Here is a 23720-nt window from a genome sequence, read left to right as displayed (position 1 = left end):
TGGGTGAGTGCCATCGGAACCGACCTGTGCCGGGTCACCGTCGTGACCCCGCGCGGATTCCTGGATGTCGGCCTGCCGCCCGACATGCCGCTCGGCAACCTGCTGCCCACCCTTCTGCGCATCGCGGGGGAGGGGCTCGCGGAGGCGGGCCTGGCCCACGGCGGCTGGGTACTCCAGCGGCTCGGCGGCCCGCCGTTCGACCTCGACGCCACACTGTCCGAGCTGGCCGTGCGCGACGGCGAACTGCTGCACCTGCGCCCGCGCGGGCACGAGCTGCCGGAGATCGTCTTCGACGACGTGGCCGACGCCGTGGCGACCGGCGTGCTGGAGCGCACCGGCCGCTGGGAACCCGCCACCACCAGGTCGTACGGCCTGCGCGCCGCCGCCGCCCTGCTCGGCGTGGGCGCCGCCGCGCTGCTCGCCACCGGGCCGCCCTGGACGCCCGCGGCCCTGGTCGCGGGCGTCGTCGCGCTGGTACTGCTGCTGGTCGCGGCGGCGCTGTCGCGGGCGCTCGGTGACGCGCGATCGGGCGCGGTCATCGGGTACGCCGCCCTGCCGTACGGGTTCGTCGCCGGGCTGCTCGGGCCGGCCACGGACGGCGCCATCCTCCAGCCGGCCAACCTGCTGTCCGCCTGCGGCGTGGTGCTGATGCTGGCCACGGCGACCGGGTTCGCGGTCGCGGAGGGGCTGCCGGCGTTCCTCGGCGTGGCCGCCGCCGCGCTCTGCGGGCTGCTGGCGTCGGGGCTGGTCATGGGCTTCGACCTGGCCGCGGCCGGGGTGGCGGCGGTGCTGGCCGCCCTCGCGGTGGGGCTGACGACGGCGATCCCGTCCCTGTCGTTCCGGCTGGCGGGCATGCCGCTGCCCGCGCTGCCGACGACGGCCGATGAGCTGCGGCGCGAGGGCGGCGACCTCGACGGCGAGCTGGTGATCGACAAGACGGTGGTCGCCGACCGCTTCTGCGGAGGGCTGCTCGGCGGGGTGGCGCTCGTCGTGCTCGGCGCCCAGGTGCTGCTCGTCCTCGACGGCGCCTGGGCCGCGACCGCGATGAGCGCGGCGTTGTCGTTGTCGATGCTCATGCGGGCCCGCGTGTTCGAGGGTCGTGGCCAGCGCGTCTGGCTGCTGACCACGGCGCTGGCGGGGGTGGTGCTGGCCGCCGCCGGGGCCGCGCCCGGGGCGGCGGACGGGACGGTGCTCTACGGGATCGTCCCCGCGCTGGTGGTGCTCGCCCTGGGCGTGGCGGGCACGGCGTTGTGGCTCACGTCCGGGCGGCCGTCCCCGTTCTGGGGCCGGATGGGCGACATCGCGGACATCCTGCTGATGATCGCGCTCATCCCGCTGGCGCTGGCCGTACTGGACCTGTACCAGACCATCCGCGGCCTGGTCGGTTAGCTCCTGTCCCTGACGACGTCGTCCAGGCTCATGTCGCCGCCGGGTGCCCTGACCCGCCAGTCGAAGGACCGGGCGGCGTCCGGCAGCGGCGTGCCCGGCTCGGGCTCGGCGAACGTGCCCGCCCTCGCTGTGCCGGCGGCCGCCTCGGTGAAGTCGACCGCCGCGCCGCCGTCCGGCCGCATGAACGCGAGCTGCACGGCGGCCGAGCCGCCGATCCCCGCCGCGACCCCGCCCAGCACGTCCTTGAAGCCGAGCGAGCCGAGAAAACGCCCCAGCCGCTCGGTCGACGCGGCCAGCGCCGCGCTCGCCTGCGCGCCCGTCCTGCGCATCGCGATCCTCGCCGCCACCCTGGTCTGCGGGGCCAGCGCGAGCACCCGCAGCGCGGCCAGCCGCAGGTACGTCTCCTGCGCGATCTTGAGTGCCGCTCCCCAGTAGACGAGGAAACCGTCGCCGATGCCGTCGACGTGCCCCGCCGCCCACTGCACGTTGGTGCGCAGGACGTCGAGGTGCGTCCGCAGCACGGCGACCGCGTCGGCGAACGCCTTCTGGTCCTCGGCGATCCACCTCTGCCCCGACGCGTTGATCAGGCCGGTGAGCACGTTGTTGGCGCCCTTGTCGAGCCGTCCGCCCACGCCCGCCTGGAGGTTCGCGGCGGCCGTCCAGATGGCGGGCACGTTCGCCACGGCCGGGGCGGTGGCCAGCAGGCCGACGAGCACGGACGGCTCCAGCCGCCCCGCCTTGCGCAGGATGTCCCGCACGGCTCCGGGGTCGGGCGGGATCTTCGGCAGAGGGCGCAGCGGTGAGCCGTCCCTTGCCCGGCCGGCGACCCTGCGGGTCACGGCCGCCCTGCCCGCCGTACGGCGAGGTCCTCGGCCGCGCGCCAGTTGTGCTCGGCGAAGCGCAGGTGCTCGCTCTCCCACGTCCTGATGACGCCGAGCGCCGCGTCGGTGTCACGGACGAACGCGTCGATGAGCGACCGATAGAGCGCGCCCGCCGTCCACTCGCCCAGTGGCCCCCACCCGGGGAAGTCGAGCGACCTGTTCTCCTCGAGGATCCGGCGGATCTCCGCGAAGAGCGGCAGCAGGTCCTCCCTGAGGTCGCGGCGGACCTCGCCGATCGCGTCGGGGGTGATGTAGCGGGTGTCCTGATTCACGATCATCATTGTGCGACGCCGCCGGGGGGAGTGGCCGGTAACGTCATTTACTGGCCCACCATTGTTCGCCTATGCGATACCGTGCGGCTTCGCGGCTTTTATTCCGATAAATTGGGTTTAGTAAGTACTAGTAAGAAGCAAGGGGCGTTAGTGCACAGCCAGCGCGACCTTTACCAGGCGTACCGTCTCACCATCCAGCGCATCGGACTGGCTCTGCTGCGCGCTCAGCCCAACCAGCCCGAATGGCCGCTGCGCCGGCAGAACATCGGGTTCCTGGCCGGGATCATGGTGGCGGTCCTGCTGTGCGTCGGCTTCGCCGTGTTCGGCCTGTTGCGCCCCGGCGGCACGAAGTCGATCGAGGAGCCCGGCACGCTCGTCATCGAACGCGAGACGGGCGCCGGCTACGTCTACAGCCACGACCAGCGCAGGCTCATCCCCGTCGCCAACTACGCCTCCGCCCGTCTCGTGCTCGCCTCGGGGCAGATCAAGGAGCGGGTCGTGGCGCGGGAGGCCCTGGCCGGCTACGAGCGCGGGGCGCCCATCGGCATCCCCGGCGCCCCCGACTCGCTGCCCGCCCCCGAGAATCTGGCCAAGGGCCCCTGGGCGGTCTGCGTGCAGGAACGCGCCGAGCCGACCGGGCGCAAGCCGTACGTGGCGCTGGTCGCCGGTCGCGAGGTCGGCGGCACGCAGGTCGCGGACGGCGACGCGATCCTCGTCGACGTGGGCGGCCGGCAGTGGGCCATCTGGCGCGGCACCCGCATGCGCGTGGCGGGCGGCATCGCCCGCGGGCTCACCCCCACCGCGCCCGCCCCGGTGCCGGTCGCCTGGCTCAACGCGCTGCCGGAGGGGCCAGACCTGGCCGCGCCCGGCATCAGCGGCCGCGGCAGGCCGGTCACCGGGCCCGGGGGCAAGGCCGCCGCCGTGGGCCAGGTGTTCCGCGCGGACGGCGTGGCCGGCGGCGAGCCCCGCTGGTACGTCATGCTGGGCGACGGGCTCGCCCCCGTCACCCAGGGCCAGGCCACGCTGCTGCTCAGCGACCCCGAGAGCAGGAAGGCCTACGGCGGCGGCGCGGTGAAGGAGATCGCCATCGACGCGGCCACCGCCAACGCCGCCCCCCGCTCGCGGACCACGCTCCCCGCCGACGGCCTGCCGCCTGTCATGCCGAGCATGACCGCCTACGACCCGGCCCGCCCGCTGTGTGCCGTCTACACCGACACGAGCACCGGATCCACCCGCGCCCGCCTCACCACCGGCGCCACGCTGCCCCAGGGGCACGGCGACGCCACCGACCTCGTACGCCTGCCGCCGGGCAAGGCCGTGCTGGCCGGCGTCCTGCCCGGCGACGGCCAGCTCAAGGCGGTCCAGTCCTACTACCTGGTCACCGCCGACGGACGGCGCTACGCCGTGCCGGGCGCCGACGTGCTGGGCAAGCTCGGCTACGACGCGAGCCAGGCCACGCCCGTCCCGGCGAACGTGCTCCAGCTCATCCCCGAGGGCCCCGTGCTCGACCCCGCGCGGGCGGCCGAACCCGCGTTCGAGCAGGATCAGTAACCGCGGTAGCCGCCGCCGGTCTTCATGCCGACCACGCCGGGCACGTTCGAGACCGAGCCGTAGCGGTCGATGGCGTAGCGCACGCCCGCGATGATGTTGTCGACCGGGTCGTAGATGTTGCCGTGTCCCGGCAGCTTGTGGGCGTCGAACGTCGGGTCGATGGTCTGCATCAGCCCTTTGGAGGGCGTGCCCTTCGCCGCGTTGGAGTCCCAGTTGTTGATGGCGTGCGGGTTGCCGCCCGACTCGTGCTTGATGATCATCCAGATGTCGTTCGCGTTCATCTTCTCCAGGGGGTAGCCGTGCGCCCTGAGAACGGCGATCGCCTGGTTGATCCAGCCGGCGACCTGGCCCTGAGGGGCCGGCCCGCCTCCGGCCGGCGGCGGGCCGCTGGAGCCGTACCCGCCGAAGCCTCCCGAACCGCCGCCCGACGCGCCTGACGGCGTCGACGCTGCCAGCGCGGTCGTGCCTGACTCCGCCTCCGCCGGCGACCAGTCGAGCCTCCTGCCCGGGGCGGGCGCGAAGGACTGCGCGTCCGGCTCGGGCAGTTCCTTGGCGACGTCCGGGATCGTGCCGATCGCGCTCCGGAGCTTTCCCGCGAGGTCGTCGAGCGTCTTGCCGGTGTCGGTGACCAGCTTCTGCAGCGCCGCACGGGCCTCGCCGAGCGCGGGCCGCATGCTCTGGGCGACCTGCTCCTCGGTGGGCGGGGGTGTGCGCCCGCGCACTTCACGGGCGGCGGAGGCGTAGCCCTGGCAGGTCTCGAGCGCCAGCGTCTCCGCCGAGCTCAGCGTGCTCGCGGCGGTGTCGAGGTGGCCCGCGCAGTCCCGCAACGCCTGCTGGTACCGCTCGCCGCACCCCGCGAGCCGGCCCATGTAACCGGTGAACGCGTCGGCGCCGGCCCCCTGCCATGCCTCGTCCACGTCGGAGACCGCATTGCGCAGCGCGCCGGTGTGCTCCCCGGCAGTGCCCGCGGCGGCGTGCCAGGTCTTGGCCGCCGCGGTGATCGTCTCCGGCGCCCCGATCACCTTGGCCGCGAGATCGGCCAGTTCGCCGCCGCCCGGCGCGGCCCTGACGTCGTCGAGAGCGCTCACCGCTGGACCGCGGCGCCGTCGGCGGCGACGACCGTGCGCTCGACGGCGTCGAGGGTGCGCTCCACCGCCTCCAGGCGACCGCCCAGGGTCTTGGCCGCCTGCTCGGCGGCCCGTAGCAGGTCGCCCGCGGCCGTCGCCATCGCCGCCGACCCGGACACGTTCCCGAAGGCGGTCACGTCCGGCGCCTGGCCCGCCGAGCCCGCGAAGGCCCCGGACGCCGACCTGGCCGCGGTCGCGCACGTCTCCAGCGCGCCGCGGTGGAAGGTGAGTCCCACGCTCACGTCCCCCTTTCTCTGCTCAGCGCCGGAAAAGCTCCAGCAGCTCCTCCGCCCGGCGGGTGCGGGCGATCCACACCTCACGCCCGCGGCGCTCCCGGGTGATCAGCCTCCCGGCGCGCAGCCGGTCGCAATGGTACGTGAGGCCGCTCGGGGCGATCTTCATGTCCGCGGCCAGCATGGACATGGTCATGGGCTGGTCGAGGGCGCAGAGCAGGTCCGCCCTGATCGGGCCGACGAGGGCGGACAACTCGTCCACCGAGGGCCTGACCGGTTTGCGCCACAACGATTCGGCGCCCCGTACCGGATAGGCGATCCACACCGCCTCCGGGTCGTCCAGGCTGACGATCACGGAGTCCTTGCCGGCCAGCGTCGGCACCAGGACGATCCTGCGGTCGCCCAGGTCGTACCCGCCGGCCTCGGGGTCGGAGATGAGCAGGCCGCGCTCGGTGCTGACGATGCGGTCACTGAGCGTCCCGAACAGCAGCTCTGGGCGGCCGCGCACGGTCGCCACGCCCACGCGCTCGATCTCCCTTTCCAGCAGCGGGCGGGCCCGCTTCCACAAGGGTTCCGTGGTGTTCCAGACCTCGGCCAGGGCGCTGGCGTAGCCGCGCAGCCAGTGGCGCGGCCGCTCGGCGGCCGCGCGCCAGTGCGCCGGCGGCGCCCCCGGCCCGAACGTCTGCTCCAAGTCCTTGATCAGGGCATCCGGCGCGGTGTCCTGGAGCGCGCTGATCTGACTCTGCACGGTGACGTCCGCGTCGATCGGGGATCTCGCCACGAGACTGTCGGGCGCGACCGTGCGACCGGGCACGGCCAGCGGTCGCACGGCCTCGTGCCCGTGCGGGCCGACGCGCGCGCTGACCGCCCTCCGCCAGAGCTCGGGCAGGCCGCGGCGACGGCCCGCGAGGGCGTCGGCGATCATGGCGAGCACGGTCAGGTGGGGCGAGATGGAGATGGAGATCTGCGGCGTGGAGGCGAAACGCAGCTCGCTCCACGCCTCGGTGCTCTTTGCGCGAGCCCCCATGGGCCGGACTGTAGGCAGCGCTGTCATCGCTGGAGCAGTGCTTCGCGAAGCTCTAGGTGATGCGGACACTCCGGACGGTTGCGCAGTGGTCCGTCTGCTTTGAGGTCAGCTGCATGACATGTCCTCTGTGTGGTGTCGTATCGCGATTGAGTTCGTCAACGTACGCACCACCGCTAACTTCTCACTTAAAAAGTGCCGTACGACCCCATCCGACCAGCGGCGAAAAACCTGAGCCGGCCTCCTTGACCGCGGCCCCGTCAGCGCGGAGCCGTGCGGATCGCCTCGCGGCGGAAGTCGCGGGGCGAGACGCCGTACTCGCGGCGGAAGGCCCGGCTGAAGTCGGCGGCGTGCGAGAAACCCCACTTGGCCGCGATGCTGTGGATCGGCACCGCGCGCAGGGCGGGGTCGGCCAGGTCGCGCCGGGCGCGGTCGAGCCGCTGCGCCCTGATGTAGCCGCCGACCGTGATGCCCTGATCCTGGAAGAGCCGGTGCAGGTAGCTGGTGGAGATGTGGTGCTGCACCGCCAGCGAGCGAGGGCTCAGTCCGGGGTCGCGCAGATGCTCCTGCACGAACGCCTGCACGCGCAGGATGAGCGCGTCACGGTTGGACGCCGGGAGGGCGGGGCTGGTCTCGATGGCATGCGCGAACAGCGCGGAGACCAGGTCGAGCACCACCATGCCCAGCCGCGGGCCGTCGGCCGGCCGGTAGGAGTCCGGGTTCTCCGCCAGCCCGGTGACGACGCTCGCCAGCAGGGCGCCGATCCCGCGGGTGGCCGGCATGATGCTGCCCAGCATCGCCCCCACCTGATGCGCGGGCAGGGAGACCAGCGACCGGGGGACGTCGACCAGGGCGGCCTCGAACATCAGCCCCCGCTCCGGCGCGCGGAAACGCGCGGCCAGCACATGCGTCATGTCGTGGACCAGCAGGTCGCCGACGCCCGGCGTCGCGTGGCCCTCCGCCCAGATGACCTGCAGCGAGCCGGCCAGCGGGACCAGCAGCTGGCAGGTCTCCTCCAGCCCGGGGTCCACGGGATGCTCGGCCGCCCGCCACAGGCGCAGCGGCTCGAAACTCCTCCTCGACACGGTCACGGCCCCGAACTGCGCGGTGGTGTCGCGTACCTTGAGAACCGGCGCGGCAGGCTGCGGCAGGCCGTCGTCGAGGCGGTCCTCGTCGTATGGCTTGGCCAACGGCATACCGGCAACCCTATGTCGAGAGGGCCTGTCGCGAGCCGGCCCGCGCGCGAGCGGCCGCCGGCGCGGATTCCGCACCGGGCGGGGAGGGCATCTTTGCACCGAGGCCCAAAGATCGACGCCCGCGAGTTGCATTTCCCACCCGAGCGCGGATGGGCGGCGCTGGCCTGTACGACCGCTCGATGGAAGGCTTCCCCGCAGCCGCCCCGGTCATCCTGCGAACGGATGGCCGGGGCGGAACCTCCGCAAGGTAGTGAAAGGAGTGCTGCAGATGACGTACGACGCCGGCCGCGTCGCGGCCAAGAGGATCAACGACCACGTGGAGGTGGTCCACGTCGACCACCCCGACACGGTGCTGGAAGTGCCCCGCCGCGACTGGGAGGCCTTCACCGCGGCCGTCAAGTCGGGTGCGTTCGACCTCGAGATCCTGGAGCGAGCGCGGGAAGAGAACGTGGCCTGACGCGGCACCACCGGCGCCCGCCCGCCCCCCGCCGGCGAGCGGGCGCCTGGTCGGCTTCGCCCTCGGCAGGACGCTCAGGGCAGGCGCAGTTCGGCGAAGACGCCGCGGTGGTCGGTGTTCGGCACGTCGAAGATCTCCACGCGGCGCACGCTCACCCGCCGGTCGGCCAGGATGTGGTCGATCGAGATGATGGGCGGGAACTTCCTGAAGCTCGGCCAGGTCGGCACCAGTCCCTTGCCCACCTGGTCGGCGGCGTCCACGTAGCCGCGGCCGAGCAGGTCGCGCATGGCGCGGTGGTCGAGACTGGCGTTGAAGTCGCCCGCCAGCACCCGGATCGTCGACGAGGTGGCGGCCGGAGGGAAGGCGCGCAGCGCGGCGTTCCACTCCTCGGTCTTACGGCCGAGCGGCGGGTTGGGATGCACCGCCACGAACTCGACCGTGCCCCCACCCGGCAGCGTCACGGCGGCGGCCGGCATGTTGTGCCCGATCGGCGTGAACAGCCCCGTCAGCTCCTTCACCGGATGCTTGGAGAAGATGCCGCTGCCGGTGGCGCCGAAGGAGGGCTGCAGCACCCGGTGCGGCAGGAGCCGCCCCAGCCCGGCCGCGTCCAGCCGCTCCACCGCGGCGTGACTGAGCTCCAGGGCGCTGAACACCTCCACATCGTGCTCGCGCACCAGGTCGACCACCGTCTGGGCGTCGGCCCTGGTGAACAGGTTGATCGCCAGCACCCGCAACGGGGCGCCCCGCGCCGTCGGCTGCTCCGCGGCCACCGTGCGCGGCGCCACGACGGCGACCATCACCGCGCACACCACGGCCGCGGCGAGCGCGGCCGGGCGGTTGCGCCTGAGCAGCGACAACACCGCGGTCAGCGCCGCGATCCCCGCCCCGATGGGCGTCACGGTCATCAGCTGGGTGAGGAACGACCCCTGCTCCAGGCCGCCCGCGCGGATGACGGCCCAGACGGCCAGCAGCGTGACGACCGTCCAGGACAACCACCGCCTGCGGCGTCTCCTCCGAACCGGCGCCGGCTCCCCCGTCGTGATCTGCCCCGCGCCGACCGTCGCGCTCACTTCGCCGTCCTGGTTCCGAGCCGCTCCACAGGATGAACTTTAAACTGTTGTGGAACGATACGGCGCGACGCGCGCGGCCCTCCCGATCGGCCGACGCTCAGGTCAGCGTCCCATGCGGCACCCCGCTAGCGCCGTGCCTGCGGTGTGTCGCGCCGCGTCGAGCCCGTCACCGTACGATGCTCGACCCGTTCACGCGGTGACCACGTCGGCGATGATCGCCGTGGCGTCGCCCTCCGGTTCGAGGGCGGCCATCTCGTCGTACAGGCGGTCCAGGCAGGCCGCGGGTGAGTAGCCGCTCGCGAGCAGCGCTTTGAGCCGGTTCGTGCCGAGGGCCCGGGTGACGCCTCCCGTGACGAGGGCCACGCGGTCGCCGGAGCGCAGGGGCAGCGTCCCGATCTCCGGGGCGAGCGCCGACGGCAGTCCGAGCCCGCGCGTCATGGTGCCGCGGTCGCACACGTGCGCCGTCGTGATCGGCCGCGGCTCCGCACCCTTCGCGCAGTGCCAGATGGCGCCGTCGCCGACGTGGGCGTAACGCAGGCGGGGGTGCTCGTCCTGGTCGAGCACGACGAGGTCCAGCGAGCTGACCACACGGTCACCGCCACGCCCGGACGGGCCTGACCCTGCCGGCGTCCCTACGCTGTGCGTCCCCGCCGCACCCGGCTCCACGCCACCCGACCGGGCCGCAGGCGTATCGGGATCGGGGTGCGGGGCCGGGGCGCACCGGGCCGCGGCGCGCACCGCGCGGTGCGCCGCCTCGGTGCACTCGCCGAGGTCCACCTCCCGCGCCCCCGCGTGCTGCGGGCGGGCGGCCACCACCGCGGCCAGGGCCAGGGCGGCAGCGGTGTGCGCGAGGTCCGCGTCTCCCGTTTCGCCCGCGCCGCCCCCGCTGCTCGTGCTCCGCGTGCTGTCCTGGCCGGGGACGGGGGTGCCGTGGGCCGCCGCGATGAGGCGTTCCTGGATGACGTACGCGTCCGAGGGCCGTCCGCGCGTGCCGTCGTACGTGCCGCCCGCCGCCACCAGCCGCGGTCGTGCCGCCGGCAGACCGGCCTTCCAGGTCTCCCTGCGGTCGCGGACCGTCATGACAGACAGGCAGCCCACCAGGATGGGGATCACCACGAAGGACATCAGGTTCCCTTTCTTCCGTGTTCCCAGCGGCACGGGCATCAGTACACGCGTGTACAAGAAGACACGACCGACGGCTGTTCGGACGTCGTGGCGGATGACGGCCGATCAGCCGTCATGCCGCAGGAGGGGCGGCGGATCAGGGTCAGGGAGGGCGGTGATCGACCGCCGCTGAGCCGGCCCGAGGAAACGACCATGCCACCCATCCCCCCACCCGCCGCCACGGCCGGCGCGATCTTCCCGTACGCCCCTGCGGCGTGCGTTAATCTGAGACCCGTCCTGTGCTCTCACTGCGAGCGGGCGGCGCATGTCTCACCGCGGTTCCACGAGGTACGACTCGGCGGCCAGGCAACTGGAGCAGGCGGCCGCGCGCATCGGGTCCGGCTCCCGGGCCGTGATCGGCCTGGTGGCGATCGTCGCTGCGGTGCTGGGCGCCGTGCCTCCCGTCATGTTGTCGTGGCTGGTGCCCGCGCTGACGATCCACCTGCTCTGGACCGTTCTCTTCCTGCGGGTGGCCCGGTTGCGCAGGCCGCTGCCCTCCTGGCTGGCGGCCGGTGATGTCGCGATCACCGTCCTGTTCTGCCTGGCACAGCGTCACCTCGTGGCGGTGGACGCGCTCGCCGCGAACGCGAGCTGGGTCTCCGGGCTGGTCACCATGAGCGTGGTCGTCGCCGGCATCGCCTGGCGGCCCTCGATCGCCGTGCCCGCGGGGCTGGTCGTGGCGACGGCGTACCTGATGGGGGCCCGGTTCGCGGCGCCGCAGCAGGACGTCGTGAGCACGCTCGCGATCCACCTCGTACAGATCCTGTCCATCGCGGTGCTGATGACGATGTTGCGCCGATCGGCCGCCTCGGCTGACACGTCCATGCGCGACAGCGCCCGCGCCGAGGTCGCGCTCATGGTCGAGCGGCTGCGCCGCGAGGACGAGCTGCGCCAGGTCGGCAGCGTCCACGAGACGTCGTTGCACACGCTGACCATGGTCGGCCTCGGCACGTACGACGGGCCGTCGGACACGCTGCGCCGCCAGGCGGTAACCGACCTGGCGGCCCTGGAACGGCTGCGCGACACGCCGCACGCCGGCGCCGCGGCCATCGCTCTCGACGCCCTGCTCGACGAGGTGGCCGGCCGTGCCACGAGCCTGGAGGTGCGCAGAAGCCTGACGCCGGAGACGGTGCCGGGGGACGTCGCGGAGCGGTTCGCCCGCGCCGTCAACGAGGCGCTGGCGAACATCGCCCGGCACGCCGGCGTGCGCGAGGCCGAGTTGGTCTCCAGCAGCCGCGACGGCGAGATCCGGGTGGAGGTCGCCGACGCGGGCGCGGGTTTCGACGTCGAACGGGTGCCGTCCGACCGGTTCGGCGTGCGCGGCTCGATCCTCGGCACGATGCGCTCCCTGCCGAACGCCGGCGCCGACATCCGCTCGGGGAGCGACGGCACCCGGGTAAGCCTGTGGTGGCGGCCATGACCGGTGACATCGAGGAGGTGGCGCACCGCTACACGCTCTACACCGCCATCGGCGCCGTCGTGATCACCACGGTCTGGCACACCGGCTACGACCTCACCGTCACCGTCACGGGCTGGGACTCCTTCCGCTGGCCTTTGATCGCGGCGGCGGCCTGGATCGCCTACACCGTGATCGGCGTCGTCGCCGCGCTGTCGTTGTTACGCACGTACACCGGGCCGGCCAGGGCGCGTGAGCTGGCCGTCGCCGTGCTCGTCCTCGACGTCGCGGTGATCGTGGCCTGCCGGCCGGAGGACCTGATCGGCCCCATCGACTGGGGGTGGGGGTCGGTGGGGTGGCTCGGCGTCATGCTGCTGTGGAACCGGCCGCGCTGGCGGGCCGAGGCCATCGCGTTTCTGTCGGCCAACGCCGGCATCATGCTGGTGGCGATGATCGCCACGGGCACGGTCGACCGCGTCTCCCTGGCCAAATACCTGGTGGTCATCGTCAGCGGTGTCGCGCTCCAGCTCGGCTACATGCTCGGCTGCCACACCCTGCGCGTACGCGCCGAGGACGCCGCGCTGCTGGCCCGCAGGCTGGCCTCCGACGACGCCTGGCGCCTGTCCGCCCAGCGCATCCACGCCGACCGGCTGCGCCGCTACGAAGCCATCCGGGAGGTGGCGGAGTCGATGCTCAAGGAGCTGGCCGACGGCGCCGACCCCGGCGACCCCCGCGTGCGCGACGACTGCACGTCGGGCGCCATGCGGCTGCGGCGGCTCGTCACCGAGCGCGAGGAGGTGCCGGACGAGCTGGTGTCCGCGCTGCGCGAGCGCATCGACGCGGCCGAGCGCCGGCAGGTCCTGGTGACGGCGCCGCCGTTCGGCGAGCGCATGCCCGCGCTGCCCGACGGCGTGCGCGAGGACCTGCTCAAAGCGCCCGTCGCGGCCCTGGACGGCGCGCGGACGAGGGCCAGGGTGACCGTGTCCGCGATGTCGGCCATGGTGAGCGTGGCGGTCGTCGCCGACAACGACGACCTGCCGGCCAGCCCCGATCCGGTGCACGAACCGAGCGGGGTCGTCGTCACCTATCAGCGGCAGGGAGGGGAGCTATGGGTCAACAGCATCTGGCAGCGCACATGACAGGGCACATGACAGGGCACATGACAGGACCCGTGACGGTGGCGCTGGTGGAGGACCACCAGGTCGTGGTGGACGGCGTGCGCTCGTGGTTCGGCTCGCACGGCCAGGTGGAGCTGGTCGCGCAGGGGCCCACCATCGAGTCGGTCCGCGGCACGCCCGCCGACGTGCTGCTGCTCGACCTCAACCTCAACGGCACGATGGTCATCGACCGGGTGGCCGAGCTGTGCGCGGGCGGGCAGCGGGTCATCGTCTTCTCCGAGCACGAGGAGCCGGAGACGGTGCGCGCGGTGCTCGACGCGGGCGCTTCGGCCTTCATCGGCAAAGGGCGGGCGACCCGCGGATCGTGCCTGGAGACGATCCTGGAGGTGGCCGCCGACCGACCGAGCGTGACACCGCCGATGGCTCAGGCCATCGCCACGGACGAGGGGCCGCACCGGCCGCAGCTGTCGGACAAGGAACGCGCGGCGCTGCTGTTCTGGTTCCAGTCGATGTCGAAGGCCTCCGTGGCGGCGCGGATGGGGATCAAGGAACGGACCGTGCGGCAGTACATCGACCGGGCCAGGGTCAAGTACGCGGCGGCCGGCCGGCCCGCGCCCACCAAGGAGAAGCTGCTCATCTGCGCCATCCAGGACGGTCTGCTGCAGCCGGACGAGGTGACCGTCTACACGTCGCTGGCCGCTCGCGCACCATCCGATCGGGGATAACGCCTGGCCTCGGTCCTCCTGGCAGGAGGGGGCCGGCAGGGCCGAGGACCAGGTCAAGCCCTGCGCTCAGCGCCGCCCGCGGACGAGCACGGCGGGATCGAAGCCGATCGGGAACGGTGTCGTCAGGTGCGCGACATCGCCCGCCTTGTAGGCGGCCGGCGGATCGTACGTGTCGCCGTTGAGCTCGTAGACGCAGAGCGTCGGTTCGTCTGCGAGTTCGATGCGCCAGCAAGTGGGGATGCCCGCCTTCGCATAGACCAGGCTCTTCAGGCCCATCCCGGCAAGTCCCCGGAAACGGCGAAAAGCTGACACCTCCAGTTTGTACGACCTTCCCCGGTCAGATGCCGTCCCGGCGGGTCGAGGCGCGTACGGCCAGCTCTATCGGGTGCAGGCGTTCCGTGCCCGCCGGGGCGGCCCCCGCCAGCAGCTCGAACAGCAACTCGGCGCAGCTCTCTCCGGCCTCACGCGGACGCAGGTCGATCGCGGTGATCGGCGGGTCGGCCAGCCGGGTGGCGGCGCTGTCGACGCACGAGGCGAGCAGCACGTCGCCGCCGGACTCGCGCAGCAGGGGCGCCACCTCGGTCGCCGCGCCCGCGGGCGCGCACACGAGGGCGTCGAGCGGCGAGGAGCGGAGCAGGTCGCGGGCGGCGGCGCGCACCTCGTCGCCCGTCGCGTCGAAGGACACCCGCCGTACGAGCGGCGCCACCCCCTGGCCGGTGCACCAGCCGAGATAGCCCTGGTGCAGGTTGGCCGCCCAGTCGCTCTCGTCGCCCGCCACGATGAGCGCGGGCCGCGCCGCCCCGGACGACCGCAGATGGCCGAGCAGCCGGGTGAGCATCTCGGCGTGCTCGGACCACACGACGCCGTCGGCCTGCCGGTCTCCGGGGAACCGTTCGCAGGAGACCGTCGGCAGGCCCGTCCCCATCAGGCTCTCCACCACCGGGTCGCCCCCGAGCGGGTCGCCGAGCACCAGGCCGTCGACCCGTGGCGGACGCGGGCGCCGCTGGCCCGAGGTGATGAGGGTGACGTCGTAGTCGTGCCGCGCGGCCCGCTCGACCGCGCCGAACACGAACGACATGTAGTAGGACGAGCGGGTGAGCACCTCGGGCACGTGCAGGCCGATGGTGCCGGTGCTGGCCCTGCGCAGGTGGCGGGCCGAGCCGTTGGGCACGTAGCCCAGCCGCTCGGCGACCTGGGCGACCGCGGCGCGCGTCGCCTCGGACACCCGCCCGGAGCCGCGCAACGCGTCGGAGGCCGTCGTCTTGGACACCCCCGCCTCCCTGGCGACGGTGAGGATGGTGACCGGCTCGTCTGTCTGCACGCCCCGCATCGTAGCCCGACCGGTAAACGATGTGTTTCTCCTGGGCTCCGGGTCTTGTCCCGCTCCCGCATTCCGCATTAGGTTGGCGCGAAACCTATGCCGGAACGTTCCGGCATCTGAAAGGGGCGGAGCGTTGCACCTGACCACCGGCAAGCGTCCCCATCCTCTCGATCCCCTCGCCGCGCAGGAGATCGACGAGGTCAGGCGGATCCTGATCGAGCAGGGCCTGCTGACCGAGTCGGTGCGCGTGGCCTACCTCGGCCTGGAGGAGCCGCCGAAGGACGAGGTGCTCGCCGGTGGGGAGAGCACGCCGTCCGGCCGCCGCGCCCGGGTGCTCCTCATCGACCTGGCCACCGAGGCCTCCTCCGACGTGATCGTGTCGATCGGCGTCGGGGCAGCGGGCGCGCGGGTGGAGTCGCGTACGCCGACCGACCCGGCCGAAAGCGGCCAGGTGCCGATGCTGGACGAGGAGCACGCGCTGGTCAGGCGGGTGCTCAGGGAGGACGCCGGGTGGGCCGAGGCGCTCGCGCGGCGCGGGATCACCGACCCGGCGGGCGTCTACCTGGCCGCGCTCAGCGCGGGCCACTACGGACTGCCCGCCGAGCGTGGCCGCCGGGTCGCCCGGGTGCTGGCGCACGTGATGCCCACGCCGCAGAGCCTGCCGTGGGCGCACCCGGTGGACGGTCTGGTCGCGTACGTCGACCTGGTCAAGGGCGAGATCCTGGAGATCGTCGACACCGGGCCGCAGCCCGTGCCCTCCGAGCCCGGCGACTACACCCAGGGGCCGCACCGCACCACGCAGAAGCCGATCCGCATCACCCAGCCGGAAGGCCCGAGCTTCACCGTGGACGGCCCGCTCGTCACCTGGGAGAAGTGGAGCCTGCGGCTCGGGTACGACATGCGCGAGGGCCTCACCCTGCACCAGATCGGCTTCGAGGACGGCGGCCGCGTCCGGCCGGTCGTCTACCGGGCGTCGGTGGCCGAGATGCTGGTGCCGTACGGTGACCCGAGCCCCGTGCGCTTCTGGCAGAACTACTTCGACACCGGCGAATACCAGCTCGGCAAGCTGGCCAACTCCCTGGAGCTCGGCTGCGACTGCCTCGGCGAGATCACCTACTTCGACGCCGTCGTCACGGACGGCGCCTGCGTGCCCAAGGTGATCAACAACGCGATCTGCATGCACGAGGAGGACTACGGCGTGCTGTGGAAGCACACCGATCCCGCCAACGGCTCCAGGGAGACCCGCAGGCAGCGCCGCCTCGTCATCTCGTTCTTCGTCACCGTGGGCAACTACGACTACGGCTTCTACTGGTACCTCTACCTCGACGGCACCATCGAGCTGGAGGTCAAGGCCACCGGCATCGTCTTCACCGCCGCCTACGACGACCGGGCCGCCCCGTACGCGTCGGAGGTCGCGCCCGGCCTCGCGGCCCCCTACCACCAGCACCTGTTCAGCGCGCGGCTGGACATGACGGTGGACGGCGTGGCCAACGCGGTGGAGGAGGTCGAGGTGGTCCGCCACCCGATGGGCCCCGCCAACCCGTACGGCAACGCCATCGGCAGGGCCGCCACCCGCCTGCGCACGGAACGCGAGGCCCGGCGCGACGCCGACCTCGCCGCCGAGCGCACCTGGCACGTCGTCAACCCGTCGGTCCGCAACCGCCTGGGCCGCCCGGTCGGCTACGCCCTGCACCCCGAGGGCAAGCCCACCCTCCTCGCCGCCGAGGGCTCCTCGATCCGCCGCCGCGCGGAGTTCGCCACGCGGCACCTGTGGGTCACCCGCTACCACCCAGCGGAGCGTTATCCCGCCGGGGATCTGGTCAACCAGCATCCCGGCGGCGCGGGACTGCCCGCCTACACCAGGGCCGACCGCGACATCGACGGGCAGGACATCGTGCTGTGGCACACGTTCGGCCTGACGCATTTCCCCCGCGTGGAGGACTGGCCGATCATGCCGGTCGACACGTGCGGGTTCGTACTGAAGCCGGTCGGGTTCTTCGACCGCAACCCCACGCTCGACGTCCCGCCGAGCGCCGCCGAACGTTCCTGCCACTAGAGGAGTAGAGGCCCATGCGTCCCATACGCCTGGCCTGCGGTGTCGCGGCCGCCCTGCTGGCCACGGCCTGCGCCGCCACCGGAACGACCACCCAGCCCTCCACCGGCCCCCAGGCGGAGGCCGCGCCCGGCTACCTCGCCGTGGCCGACGACGCGCTGCCTTCGGGCGGCACGCTCAATGTGCAGGTCCACATCGACAGCGGCGCGGCCACCGGCTACGACCCGCAGCTCGCCGACGTGGCCACCACCTGGCAGCTGCTCTCGCTGTCCTACGAGACCCTCGTCACCGTGGGCCCCGACTTCGGCATCGAGCCGCTGCTGGCCGAGAAGTGGGAGACGCCCTCACCCACCGAGTACGTCTTCCACCTGCGCGAGGACGTCTCGTTCAGCAACGGCAGGAAGATGACGGCCGACGACGTGGTGGGCAGCTTCGAGCGGCTGCTCGCGTCCGAGTCGGTGTGGCGCGGCCAGCTCGGCCCGGTCAGGTCGGTCACCAAGGACGGCGACCACACGGTGAAGGTCACGCTGAAGGAGCCGTACACGCCGTTCCTGGCGGCCCTGGCCAACGTGCCCGCCGCGGTCCTGCCGATGAAAGAGATCAACGACAAGTCGGTCGATCCGGCCACCACACTGCTCGGCACCGGGCCGTACGTGGTGGAGGACCACCGCCAGGACGTGTCGTGGACGTTCAAGCGCAACGAGAAGTACTGGGCGAAGGGCAAGCCCGCGGCCGACACCCTCAACATCACCATCGCCCCTGAGGAGGCCGCGCGCATCGCCGCCCTGCAGAACGGGAGCGCCGCCCTGGCCACGCTGGGCAACGTCGACTCGGCCGGCATGCTGGCGGGCGCCCGTGACGTGCAGGTCGTCACCCAGGCCACCACGGACCTCTACTACCTGATGCTCAACACGAAAGCGCCCCACTCGGAGTTCGCCGACCCCAAGGTGCGCCAGGCGATCACCATCGCGCTCGACCAGCAGCAGATCGCCGACATCGCGCTCGGAGGCAAGGGCAAGCCGAGCGCCGTCACCCCGGCGGGCCTGCCGGGCGCCTGCGACCCCGCCGCGCTGCCGTCCGCCTCCAAGAACGCCGACGAGGCCAAGAAGCTGCTGGCCGAGGCGGGCGCCGAGAACCTGACGTTCACGCTCAGCATCTACTCCACCCAGCCGGCACCCGCCGTCGCCCAGGTGATCCAGCAGAACCTCCAGCAGGCCGGCATCACCGTCAAGATCGAGCAGATGGACGAGGCGAGCTGGTCGGGCAAGGTGTACGGCAAGGCGCCCGCCGACTTCGACGCCGCCCTGTCGTGGTTCGCCGGCTACGCCGACCCCGGCATGGTCACCAAGTGGTGGAACCCGGAGGAGGCCGGCTTCAACGTCGGCTTCATGACGCCCGACAAGGAGCTGAACGCCCTCATCGACGCGGCCGGCAAGGAGCCCGCGGGCGCCGCGCGCGAGAAGGCGCTGGCCGCCGTGTGCGCCAGGGCCGACACGGACGCGCAGATGATCCCGCTGGTCACCCGCCCCGCAACGGTCGCCTACAGATCCGACGCGCTCAGCCCCAGCCTCTACTCCACCGAGGGCTACGGCAACGTGCTGCGCCTGGTCGCCGACGCCCGCGTGAAGAAGACCCGGTAACCATGCGGCTGCTGATGTGGTGGTCCGGCCGGGCGCTCAGCTCGGCCGCGACGCTGCTGGGCGTCTCCGTGCTGATCTTCGCCGCCGTACGCCTGATGCCCGGCGGCTTCGCGGAAACCGTGCTCGGCCCGTTCGCCACCCCCGAGCAGAAGGCGGAGCTGGCCACCCGCTACGGGCTGGACCAGCCGGTGTTCATGCAATACGGCCACTGGCTGGCCGCCGTCGCGGGCGGCGACTTCGGCATCTCCATGATCAGCCGCCAGCCCGTCGGCGCGGAGCTGCTGGCCCGCCTACCGGTGACCGCCGAGCTGTCCCTGCTGGCCGTGGCCGGCAGTGTGCTGGCCGGGGTGCCGCTCGGCGTGCTCACCGCCGTACGCGCGCGGCCGGGCGGCGGCGGGGCGGCCGGCCGGCTGCTCAGCGGGCTCGGTGTCAGCGTGCCGGAGTTCGTGCTGGGCAGCCTCGTCGTCTTCGTCTTCTCCCGGTACGCGCTCGGCCTGGAGATCGGCGCGTGGGTGCCGTTCACCGAGGACCCCGCCCGTAACCTGGCCACGATGGTGTTGCCGGCCGCCGTCCTGTCGGTGTTCGCCGTCTCCGTCACGGCCAGGACCACCCGCGACGCCGTCATGGGCGTGCTGGTCGAGCCGTACGTCACGGCGGCCGTCGGACGCGGCGAGTCGCCGTGGTTCATCGTCAGGCACCACATCCTGCGCAACGCCGCCGCGCCGGTGGTCACGCTGCTCGGCACGATCATCGCGTACCTGCTGGGCGGGGCGCTGATCGTGGAGCACGTGTTCAACCTGCCGGGCATCGGCTCGTACATCGTGCAGGCCGTCGGCCGCCGCGACTACGCGGTGGTGCAGGCGGGCGTGCTGCTGGCGGCCGGCGTGTTCATCGTGATGAACGTGGTCATCGACCTGCTCGTCGGGGTGCTCGATCCCCGGCTCGGCGTCACGGCGGGGAGGCGCTCATGAAGAGACTGGACCGGCTGTCCATCGGCGGGCTGGCCTGCCTGCTCGTGCTCGTGGTGTTCGCGCTGGGCTCGCTCGCCGGGGCCGGGGGAGACCCGGACGCGATCGTCGGCCCGCGGCTCCAGCCGCCGGGACCCGGTTGGTGGCTGGGCACCGACAACCTGGGCCGCTCGATGGTGCCGCGCGTCATGGAGGGCGTGGGCACGACGCTGCTGCTGTCGTCGCTGGCCGTGCTGGTGACGGCGGCGGTCAGCGCGACGTTCGGCATCGTCGCCGGATACCGTGGCGGCTACCTGAACGAGCTGGTGATGCGCCTGGTGGAAGTGCTCTACTCCTTCCCCGCCATCGTCCTGGCCATCCTGGTCGCCGCCGTGCTCGGCCCCGGCCAGGTCGCGGCGTCTGCCAGCATCGTGCTGGTGACGATCCCGCTCATGACGCGGTTGGTGCGGGCCGCCGCCGTGGCCGTCTCGCAGCGCGACTACGTCACCTCCGCCGTCATCAGCGGCGCCCGGCTGCCCCGCGTGCTCGGCCGCCACGTGCTGCCGAACGTGGCCGGCACGATCGCCGTGCAGGGCACGTACGCGCTGTCGGTCGGCATCGCGGTCGAGGGTGGGCTGAGCTTCCTCGGCTTCGGCGTGCAGCCGCCGCAGGCCTCGCTCGGCGTGCTCATCCAGCAGGGCGGCACGTACATGATCGCCGCGCCCTGGCTGATCCTCGGGCCCGGCGTCGTGCTGGTGGCGGCCATCCTGTCGATCAACGTGGTGGGCGACGGGCTGCGCGACCAGCTCGAACCCCGGGAGACGAGGTCACTGACTTGAGCCTGCTCTCAGTACGCAACCTGGTGATCGACTACGCGGAGACCCGCGCGCTCGACGGCGCCGACCTGGACGTCGCGCCGGGGGAGAAGGTCGGGCTCGTAGGCGAGAGCGGTTCGGGCAAGTCCACGCTGGGCTCCGCCGTCGGGCGGCTGCTGCCGCGTACGGCGCGGCGTACCGGCGGGGAGGTGCTGGTCGCCGGGGAGCCGGTGTTCGACCTGCCGCCGGCCGGGCTGCGCCGGCTGCGCAGGAGACAGCTGGGGTTCGTCTTCCAGGACCCGATCGGCTCGCTCGACCCCACCATGCGCGTCGGCGCCCAGCTCCGGCTCGTGCTCGGTCGCGGCGCCGACGTGAACATGCACCTGGAACGGGTCAGGCTCGACGACCCCCGCGTGGCGCGCGCGTACCCGCACCAGCTGTCGGGCGGCATGGCGCAGCGGGTGGCGGTCGCCATGGCCATGGCCACCTCGCCCGAATTGCTCGTCGCCGACGAGCCGACCGCCGCGCTGGACAGCCAGGTGCGCGAGGAGGTGCTGAACGTGGTGTTCTCGCTGGCCGCCGACGCGGGGACGAGCCTGCTGTGGCTCAGCCACGACCTGCCCGCCGTGGCCCGCCGCTGCGACCGGATCGCGGTCATGTACGGCGGCCGCGTCGTCGAGCACGGCCCGGCCCGCGAGGTGCTCGGCAAGCCCGCCCACCCGTACACGGCGGCGCTGGCCGGGTCGGCCCCCGCGGCGGCGGCCCATGGCGCACGCCTGGAGCCGGTGCCGGGACGGCCGCCCGTGCTCACCGGGCCGTCGCCGGGTTGCGCGTTCGCCCCGCGCTGCGCGCTCGCCGTCGACCGCTGTCACCAAGAGCGCCCCGGCCCGGTCCGGGTGCGCCACCAGGACGTCCTGTGCCACCGGGCCGGCGAGGTGACGGCATGACCGGCACGCGGGCGATCCTCGAACTCGACGACGTGACGGTCACCTTCACGGCCGGGCCGCCGCTGCGGCGCATCCGGCTGAACGCCATGAAGCACGTCTCCCTGTCCGTGGCCAAGGGGGAGACCCTCGGCCTGGTGGGTGAGTCCGGTTCGGGCAAGACGACCACCAGCCGCGTGGCGCTGGGCCTGCACCGGCCCACCGGCGGCGCCGTCAGGTTCGACGGCCGCCCCTTCCCCAGGCGGCGGCGCGAACTGGCGGGCCGGATGCAGGCCGTGCTGCAGCATCCGCACTGGTCGCTCAACCCGAGGATGCGCGTCGGCCAGAGCGTCGCCGAGCCGCTGGCGGTGCTCGGCCGCCCCGTGGGCGATCTCGTCACCGAGATGCTCGGCCACGTCGGCCTGGAGGAGTCGTTCGCCACCCGCTATCCGCACGAGCTCTCCGGCGGCCAGCGGCAGCGGGTCTCCATCGCCCGCGCACTGGTCACCAGGCCCGACTTCATCGTCTTCGACGAGGCGGTCAGCGCCCTGGACGTCTCCGTACAGGTGCAGATTCTCAACCTCATCCGCGATCTCCAGGAGGAGTACGGCTTCAGCGCCCTGTTCATCTCCCACGACCTCGGCGCGGTCCGCTACGTCGCCGACCGGATCGCGGTGATGCGCGCGGGCGAGGTCGTTGAGACGGCCGACACCGCCACCTTCTACACCGCTCCCGCCCACGAATACTCCCGCCAGCTCTTGGAGGCCCTGTGACCGACGAGCCACGGCTCGCCCAGCCGTCCGCGTTCGCCGCGGGGGTGCCGCGCAACGCGGACCTGCCGCTGACCCCGCAGCCCAGCCCCGGGCGCGGATCCGTGACCTTCGACCTGCCGGGCGTGCACGTCGGCACCGCCGAGTACGGCGAGGGCCCCACCGGCTGCACGGTGATCCACGTCCCGGCGGGCGCGCGCACCGCGGTGGACGCCCGCGGAGGCGCGGTCGGGATGAGCGGCGGCTACGACTTCAACCACGCCGTCTGCCTGGCGGGCGGCTCGGTCTACGGGCTGGCCGCCGCGACGGGGGTGAGCGACGAGCTGCTCGCCCGCAGGGAGAACCGGACCAGGTGGGACGACCTGCAGCTCGTGTCCGGCGCGGTCATCTACGACTTCTCCTGCCGCGACAGCGCCGTCTACCCGGACGCCGAGCTGGGCAGGGCCGCGCTGCGCGGGGCGCGGGAGGGCCTGTTCCCGGTGGGCCGGTGCGGCGCGGGCCGCACGGCCAGCGCGGGCAAGGTGGAGTTCGGCCGGGCCGAGTTCGCCGGGCAGGGGGCCGCGTTCGGCGCGTTCGGGGAGGCCAAGGTGCTGGTCGCGACCGTGGTCAATGCCGTGGGCGCGGTGGTGGATCGGGACGGCACGATCGTACGCGGCAACTACCACGTCGGCGAGGGCGTCCGGCGCCACCCGCGCGACGACTACGCCGAGACGATCGGCGACCCCGCTCCCGCCGTCATGGGCAACACCACGCTGACCGTGATGGTGACGAACGTCCGGTTGACGGACGTCGAGCTGCTCCAGGTGGGCAGGCAGGTGCACAGCTCCATGCACCGCGGCATCCAGCCGTTCCACACCCTGACGGACGGCGACGTGCTGTTCGCGATGACGACCGACGAGGTGGATCTGGCGGGAGTCAAGCCGACGGGGCTCGGGACGCTGGCGTCCGAGGTCGCGTGGGACGCGGTCCTGAGCGCGGTGGAGTAGGCATGCACACCTTCCCCTGGTACGCCGCCGCCGACCCGGCGCAGGTGACCACCCTGATCAGGGAGAACCCGTTCGCCTTGGTCGTGAGCACGGTCGACGGCGTGCCCGTGGCCACGCACGTGCCGGTCATCCTCGAAGGGACCGCCGTCGACGGCGGCACGCTGCTCGGCCACATGGCCCGCGCCAACCCGCACTGGCGCTCGTTCGAGGGCTCGCCCGACGTTCTGGTGATCTTCTCAGGACCGCACGGGTACGTCTCGCCCACCGTCTACGCCACCGACCCGGCCGTGCCGACCTGGGACTACGCGGCCGTGCACGTGACCGGCCGGGTGGAGCTCCTGGGCGACCCGCTCGACCCGCTCGACGTGGTGGAGCGCACGGTCACGGCCGCGGAGTCGCTGCGGGAGCCGGCCTGGGAGCCCACCGCCGCCTCCCGTGACCGGTTCCGCGCGCTGCTGCCCGGGGTGGTGGCCTTCCGGGTGCGCGTACGTACGCAGCAGAGCATCTTCAAGCTGAGCCAGGATATCGACGCGGAGTGTTACTCCCGGGTCCGCGACGCGGCAGCCGCGGAGAACCCGGGCCTCGCCGAGCAGATGCGCAGGGCCGGGTGCGGGGCGCTGAAGGAGACGCCCGGCGGGCGGGCCGGCGGGCGTCTCCTTCAG

The 23720-nt window shown here is 72.9% G+C and carries 24 protein-coding genes; 14 read left to right on the top strand and 10 right to left on the bottom strand.

Going from position 1 to position 23720, the window contains the following annotated elements; all coding sequences use genetic code 11:
• Nucleotides 1–3 precede the first annotated feature (3 nt).
• The gene (gene eccD / locus GUY59_RS30115; RefSeq protein WP_161714769.1) at nt 4–1389 is read left to right on the top strand and encodes a type VII secretion integral membrane protein EccD; all 1386 of its coding nucleotides are present in this window, start codon (nt 4–6) and stop codon (nt 1387–1389) included.
• On the opposite strand, the gene GUY59_RS30110 is transcribed toward eccD, so the two are convergent.
• Together GUY59_RS30110 and GUY59_RS30105 are read right to left on the bottom strand one after the other, a co-directional pair.
• Nucleotides 1386–2228 (bottom strand): hypothetical protein, encoded by an 843-nt coding sequence (locus GUY59_RS30110; protein WP_138204412.1) that lies wholly within the window; start codon nt 2226–2228, stop codon nt 1386–1388. The two genes, eccD and GUY59_RS30110, sit on opposite strands and share 4 nt — an antisense overlap.
• Complete coding sequence (locus GUY59_RS30105; RefSeq protein ID WP_138204410.1) at nt 2225–2542, bottom strand: hypothetical protein; 318 nt, start codon at nt 2540–2542, stop codon at nt 2225–2227. Before GUY59_RS30105 ends, GUY59_RS30110 begins: the two co-directional genes overlap by 4 nt.
• Before the next feature lie 150 nt (nt 2543–2692).
• On the opposite strand from GUY59_RS30105, the gene eccB reads away from it, so the two are divergent.
• Complete coding sequence (gene eccB / locus GUY59_RS30100; RefSeq protein ID WP_138204408.1) at nt 2693–4093, top strand: type VII secretion protein EccB; 1401 nt, start codon at nt 2693–2695, stop codon at nt 4091–4093.
• Here the strand turns inward: eccB and GUY59_RS30095 are convergent.
• From GUY59_RS30095 to GUY59_RS30080, 4 genes are all read right to left on the bottom strand, one after another.
• A complete protein-coding gene (locus GUY59_RS30095; RefSeq protein WP_138204406.1) occupies nt 4087–5181 on the bottom strand; it encodes a transglycosylase SLT domain-containing protein in 1095 nt (364 codons plus the stop codon). The two genes, eccB and GUY59_RS30095, sit on opposite strands and share 7 nt — an antisense overlap.
• The gene (locus tag GUY59_RS30090) at nt 5178–5462 is read right to left on the bottom strand and encodes a hypothetical protein (RefSeq protein ID WP_138204404.1); all 285 of its coding nucleotides are present in this window, start codon (nt 5460–5462) and stop codon (nt 5178–5180) included. Before GUY59_RS30090 ends, GUY59_RS30095 begins: the two co-directional genes overlap by 4 nt.
• A gap of 16 nt (nt 5463–5478) precedes the next feature.
• A complete protein-coding gene (locus GUY59_RS30085; protein ID WP_138204402.1) occupies nt 5479–6480 on the bottom strand; it encodes an ArsR/SmtB family transcription factor in 1002 nt (333 codons plus the stop codon).
• 257 nt (nt 6481–6737) lie between these two features.
• Nucleotides 6738–7673, bottom strand: a complete 936-nt coding sequence (locus GUY59_RS30080; RefSeq protein WP_161714768.1) for a helix-turn-helix domain-containing protein — start codon at nt 7671–7673, stop codon at nt 6738–6740.
• 268 nt (nt 7674–7941) lie between these two features.
• On the opposite strand from GUY59_RS30080, the gene GUY59_RS30075 reads away from it, so the two are divergent.
• Nucleotides 7942–8130 carry a hypothetical protein gene (locus GUY59_RS30075; protein WP_138204398.1) on the top strand — a complete coding sequence of 63 codons (189 nt, stop codon included), beginning with the start codon at nt 7942–7944 and terminating at the stop codon, nt 8128–8130.
• A gap of 74 nt (nt 8131–8204) precedes the next feature.
• Here GUY59_RS30075 and GUY59_RS30070 read toward each other — a convergent pair whose 3' ends face one another.
• Complete coding sequence (locus GUY59_RS30070; protein ID WP_252375103.1) at nt 8205–9200, bottom strand: endonuclease/exonuclease/phosphatase family protein; 996 nt, start codon at nt 9198–9200, stop codon at nt 8205–8207.
• A gap of 189 nt (nt 9201–9389) precedes the next feature.
• Nucleotides 9390–10325, bottom strand: a complete 936-nt coding sequence (locus tag GUY59_RS30065) for a SpoIIE family protein phosphatase (RefSeq protein WP_138204396.1) — start codon at nt 10323–10325, stop codon at nt 9390–9392.
• A gap of 304 nt (nt 10326–10629) precedes the next feature.
• Between GUY59_RS30065 and GUY59_RS30060 the strand changes: the two genes are divergently transcribed.
• From GUY59_RS30060 to GUY59_RS30050, 3 genes are read left to right on the top strand one after another with little or no spacing between them, the layout of a single operon-like run.
• Nucleotides 10630–11784 (top strand): ATP-binding protein, encoded by a 1155-nt coding sequence (locus GUY59_RS30060; protein ID WP_138204394.1) that lies wholly within the window; start codon nt 10630–10632, stop codon nt 11782–11784.
• Complete coding sequence (locus tag GUY59_RS30055) at nt 11781–12899, top strand: hypothetical protein (RefSeq protein WP_138204392.1); 1119 nt, start codon at nt 11781–11783, stop codon at nt 12897–12899. Before GUY59_RS30060 ends, GUY59_RS30055 begins: the two co-directional genes overlap by 4 nt.
• 20 nt (nt 12900–12919) lie before the next feature.
• Nucleotides 12920–13603 carry a response regulator gene (locus GUY59_RS30050; protein WP_171055507.1) on the top strand — a complete coding sequence of 228 codons (684 nt, stop codon included), beginning with the start codon at nt 12920–12922 and terminating at the stop codon, nt 13601–13603.
• A gap of 66 nt (nt 13604–13669) precedes the next feature.
• Here GUY59_RS30050 and GUY59_RS30045 read toward each other — a convergent pair whose 3' ends face one another.
• Both GUY59_RS30045 and GUY59_RS30040 read right to left on the bottom strand, forming a co-directional pair.
• Nucleotides 13670–13879 carry a Uma2 family endonuclease gene (locus GUY59_RS30045; protein WP_138204390.1) on the bottom strand — a complete coding sequence of 70 codons (210 nt, stop codon included), beginning with the start codon at nt 13877–13879 and terminating at the stop codon, nt 13670–13672.
• 61 nt (nt 13880–13940) lie between these two features.
• Nucleotides 13941–14924: a LacI family DNA-binding transcriptional regulator gene (locus tag GUY59_RS30040; RefSeq protein WP_201761517.1), complete on the bottom strand. Its 984-nt coding sequence runs from the start codon at nt 14922–14924 to the stop codon at nt 13941–13943.
• Between the two features lie 133 nt (nt 14925–15057).
• On the opposite strand from GUY59_RS30040, the gene GUY59_RS30035 reads away from it, so the two are divergent.
• The 8 genes from GUY59_RS30035 to GUY59_RS30000 all read left to right on the top strand — a co-directional run.
• Nucleotides 15058–16980, top strand: coding sequence for a primary-amine oxidase (locus GUY59_RS30035; RefSeq protein WP_236667635.1), 1923 nt, complete (start codon nt 15058–15060; stop codon nt 16978–16980).
• Between the two features lie 14 nt (nt 16981–16994).
• A complete protein-coding gene (locus tag GUY59_RS30030) occupies nt 16995–18617 on the top strand; it encodes an ABC transporter substrate-binding protein (protein ID WP_138204386.1) in 1623 nt (540 codons plus the stop codon).
• Between the two features lie 2 nt (nt 18618–18619).
• A complete protein-coding gene (locus tag GUY59_RS30025; RefSeq protein ID WP_138204384.1) occupies nt 18620–19588 on the top strand; it encodes an ABC transporter permease in 969 nt (322 codons plus the stop codon).
• Nucleotides 19585–20403, top strand: a complete 819-nt coding sequence (locus GUY59_RS30020; protein ID WP_138204382.1) for an ABC transporter permease — start codon at nt 19585–19587, stop codon at nt 20401–20403. The genes GUY59_RS30025 and GUY59_RS30020 overlap by 4 nt, the downstream gene beginning before the upstream one ends.
• On the top strand, nt 20400–21326 hold the full coding sequence (locus GUY59_RS30015) for an ABC transporter ATP-binding protein (RefSeq protein ID WP_138204380.1): 927 nt from the start codon (nt 20400–20402) through the stop codon (nt 21324–21326). The genes GUY59_RS30020 and GUY59_RS30015 overlap by 4 nt, the downstream gene beginning before the upstream one ends.
• Nucleotides 21323–22075: an ATP-binding cassette domain-containing protein gene (locus tag GUY59_RS30010; protein ID WP_138204378.1), complete on the top strand. Its 753-nt coding sequence runs from the start codon at nt 21323–21325 to the stop codon at nt 22073–22075. Before GUY59_RS30015 ends, GUY59_RS30010 begins: the two co-directional genes overlap by 4 nt.
• Nucleotides 22072–23058: a P1 family peptidase gene (locus GUY59_RS30005; RefSeq protein WP_171055506.1), complete on the top strand. Its 987-nt coding sequence runs from the start codon at nt 22072–22074 to the stop codon at nt 23056–23058. Before GUY59_RS30010 ends, GUY59_RS30005 begins: the two co-directional genes overlap by 4 nt.
• Before the next feature lie 2 nt (nt 23059–23060).
• Nucleotides 23061–23720: FMN-binding negative transcriptional regulator (locus tag GUY59_RS30000; RefSeq protein ID WP_161714767.1), on the top strand; the 660-nt coding region annotated here is incomplete at its 3' end.

It is taken from the genome of Nonomuraea sp. K271, from assembly GCF_009908215.1.
GTDB classification, from domain to species: Bacteria; Actinomycetota; Actinomycetes; order Streptosporangiales; family Streptosporangiaceae; genus Nonomuraea; species Nonomuraea longispora.
Note: the sequence above shows the minus strand (reverse complement) of the source record. Positions and strands in the feature narration are given on the sequence as shown.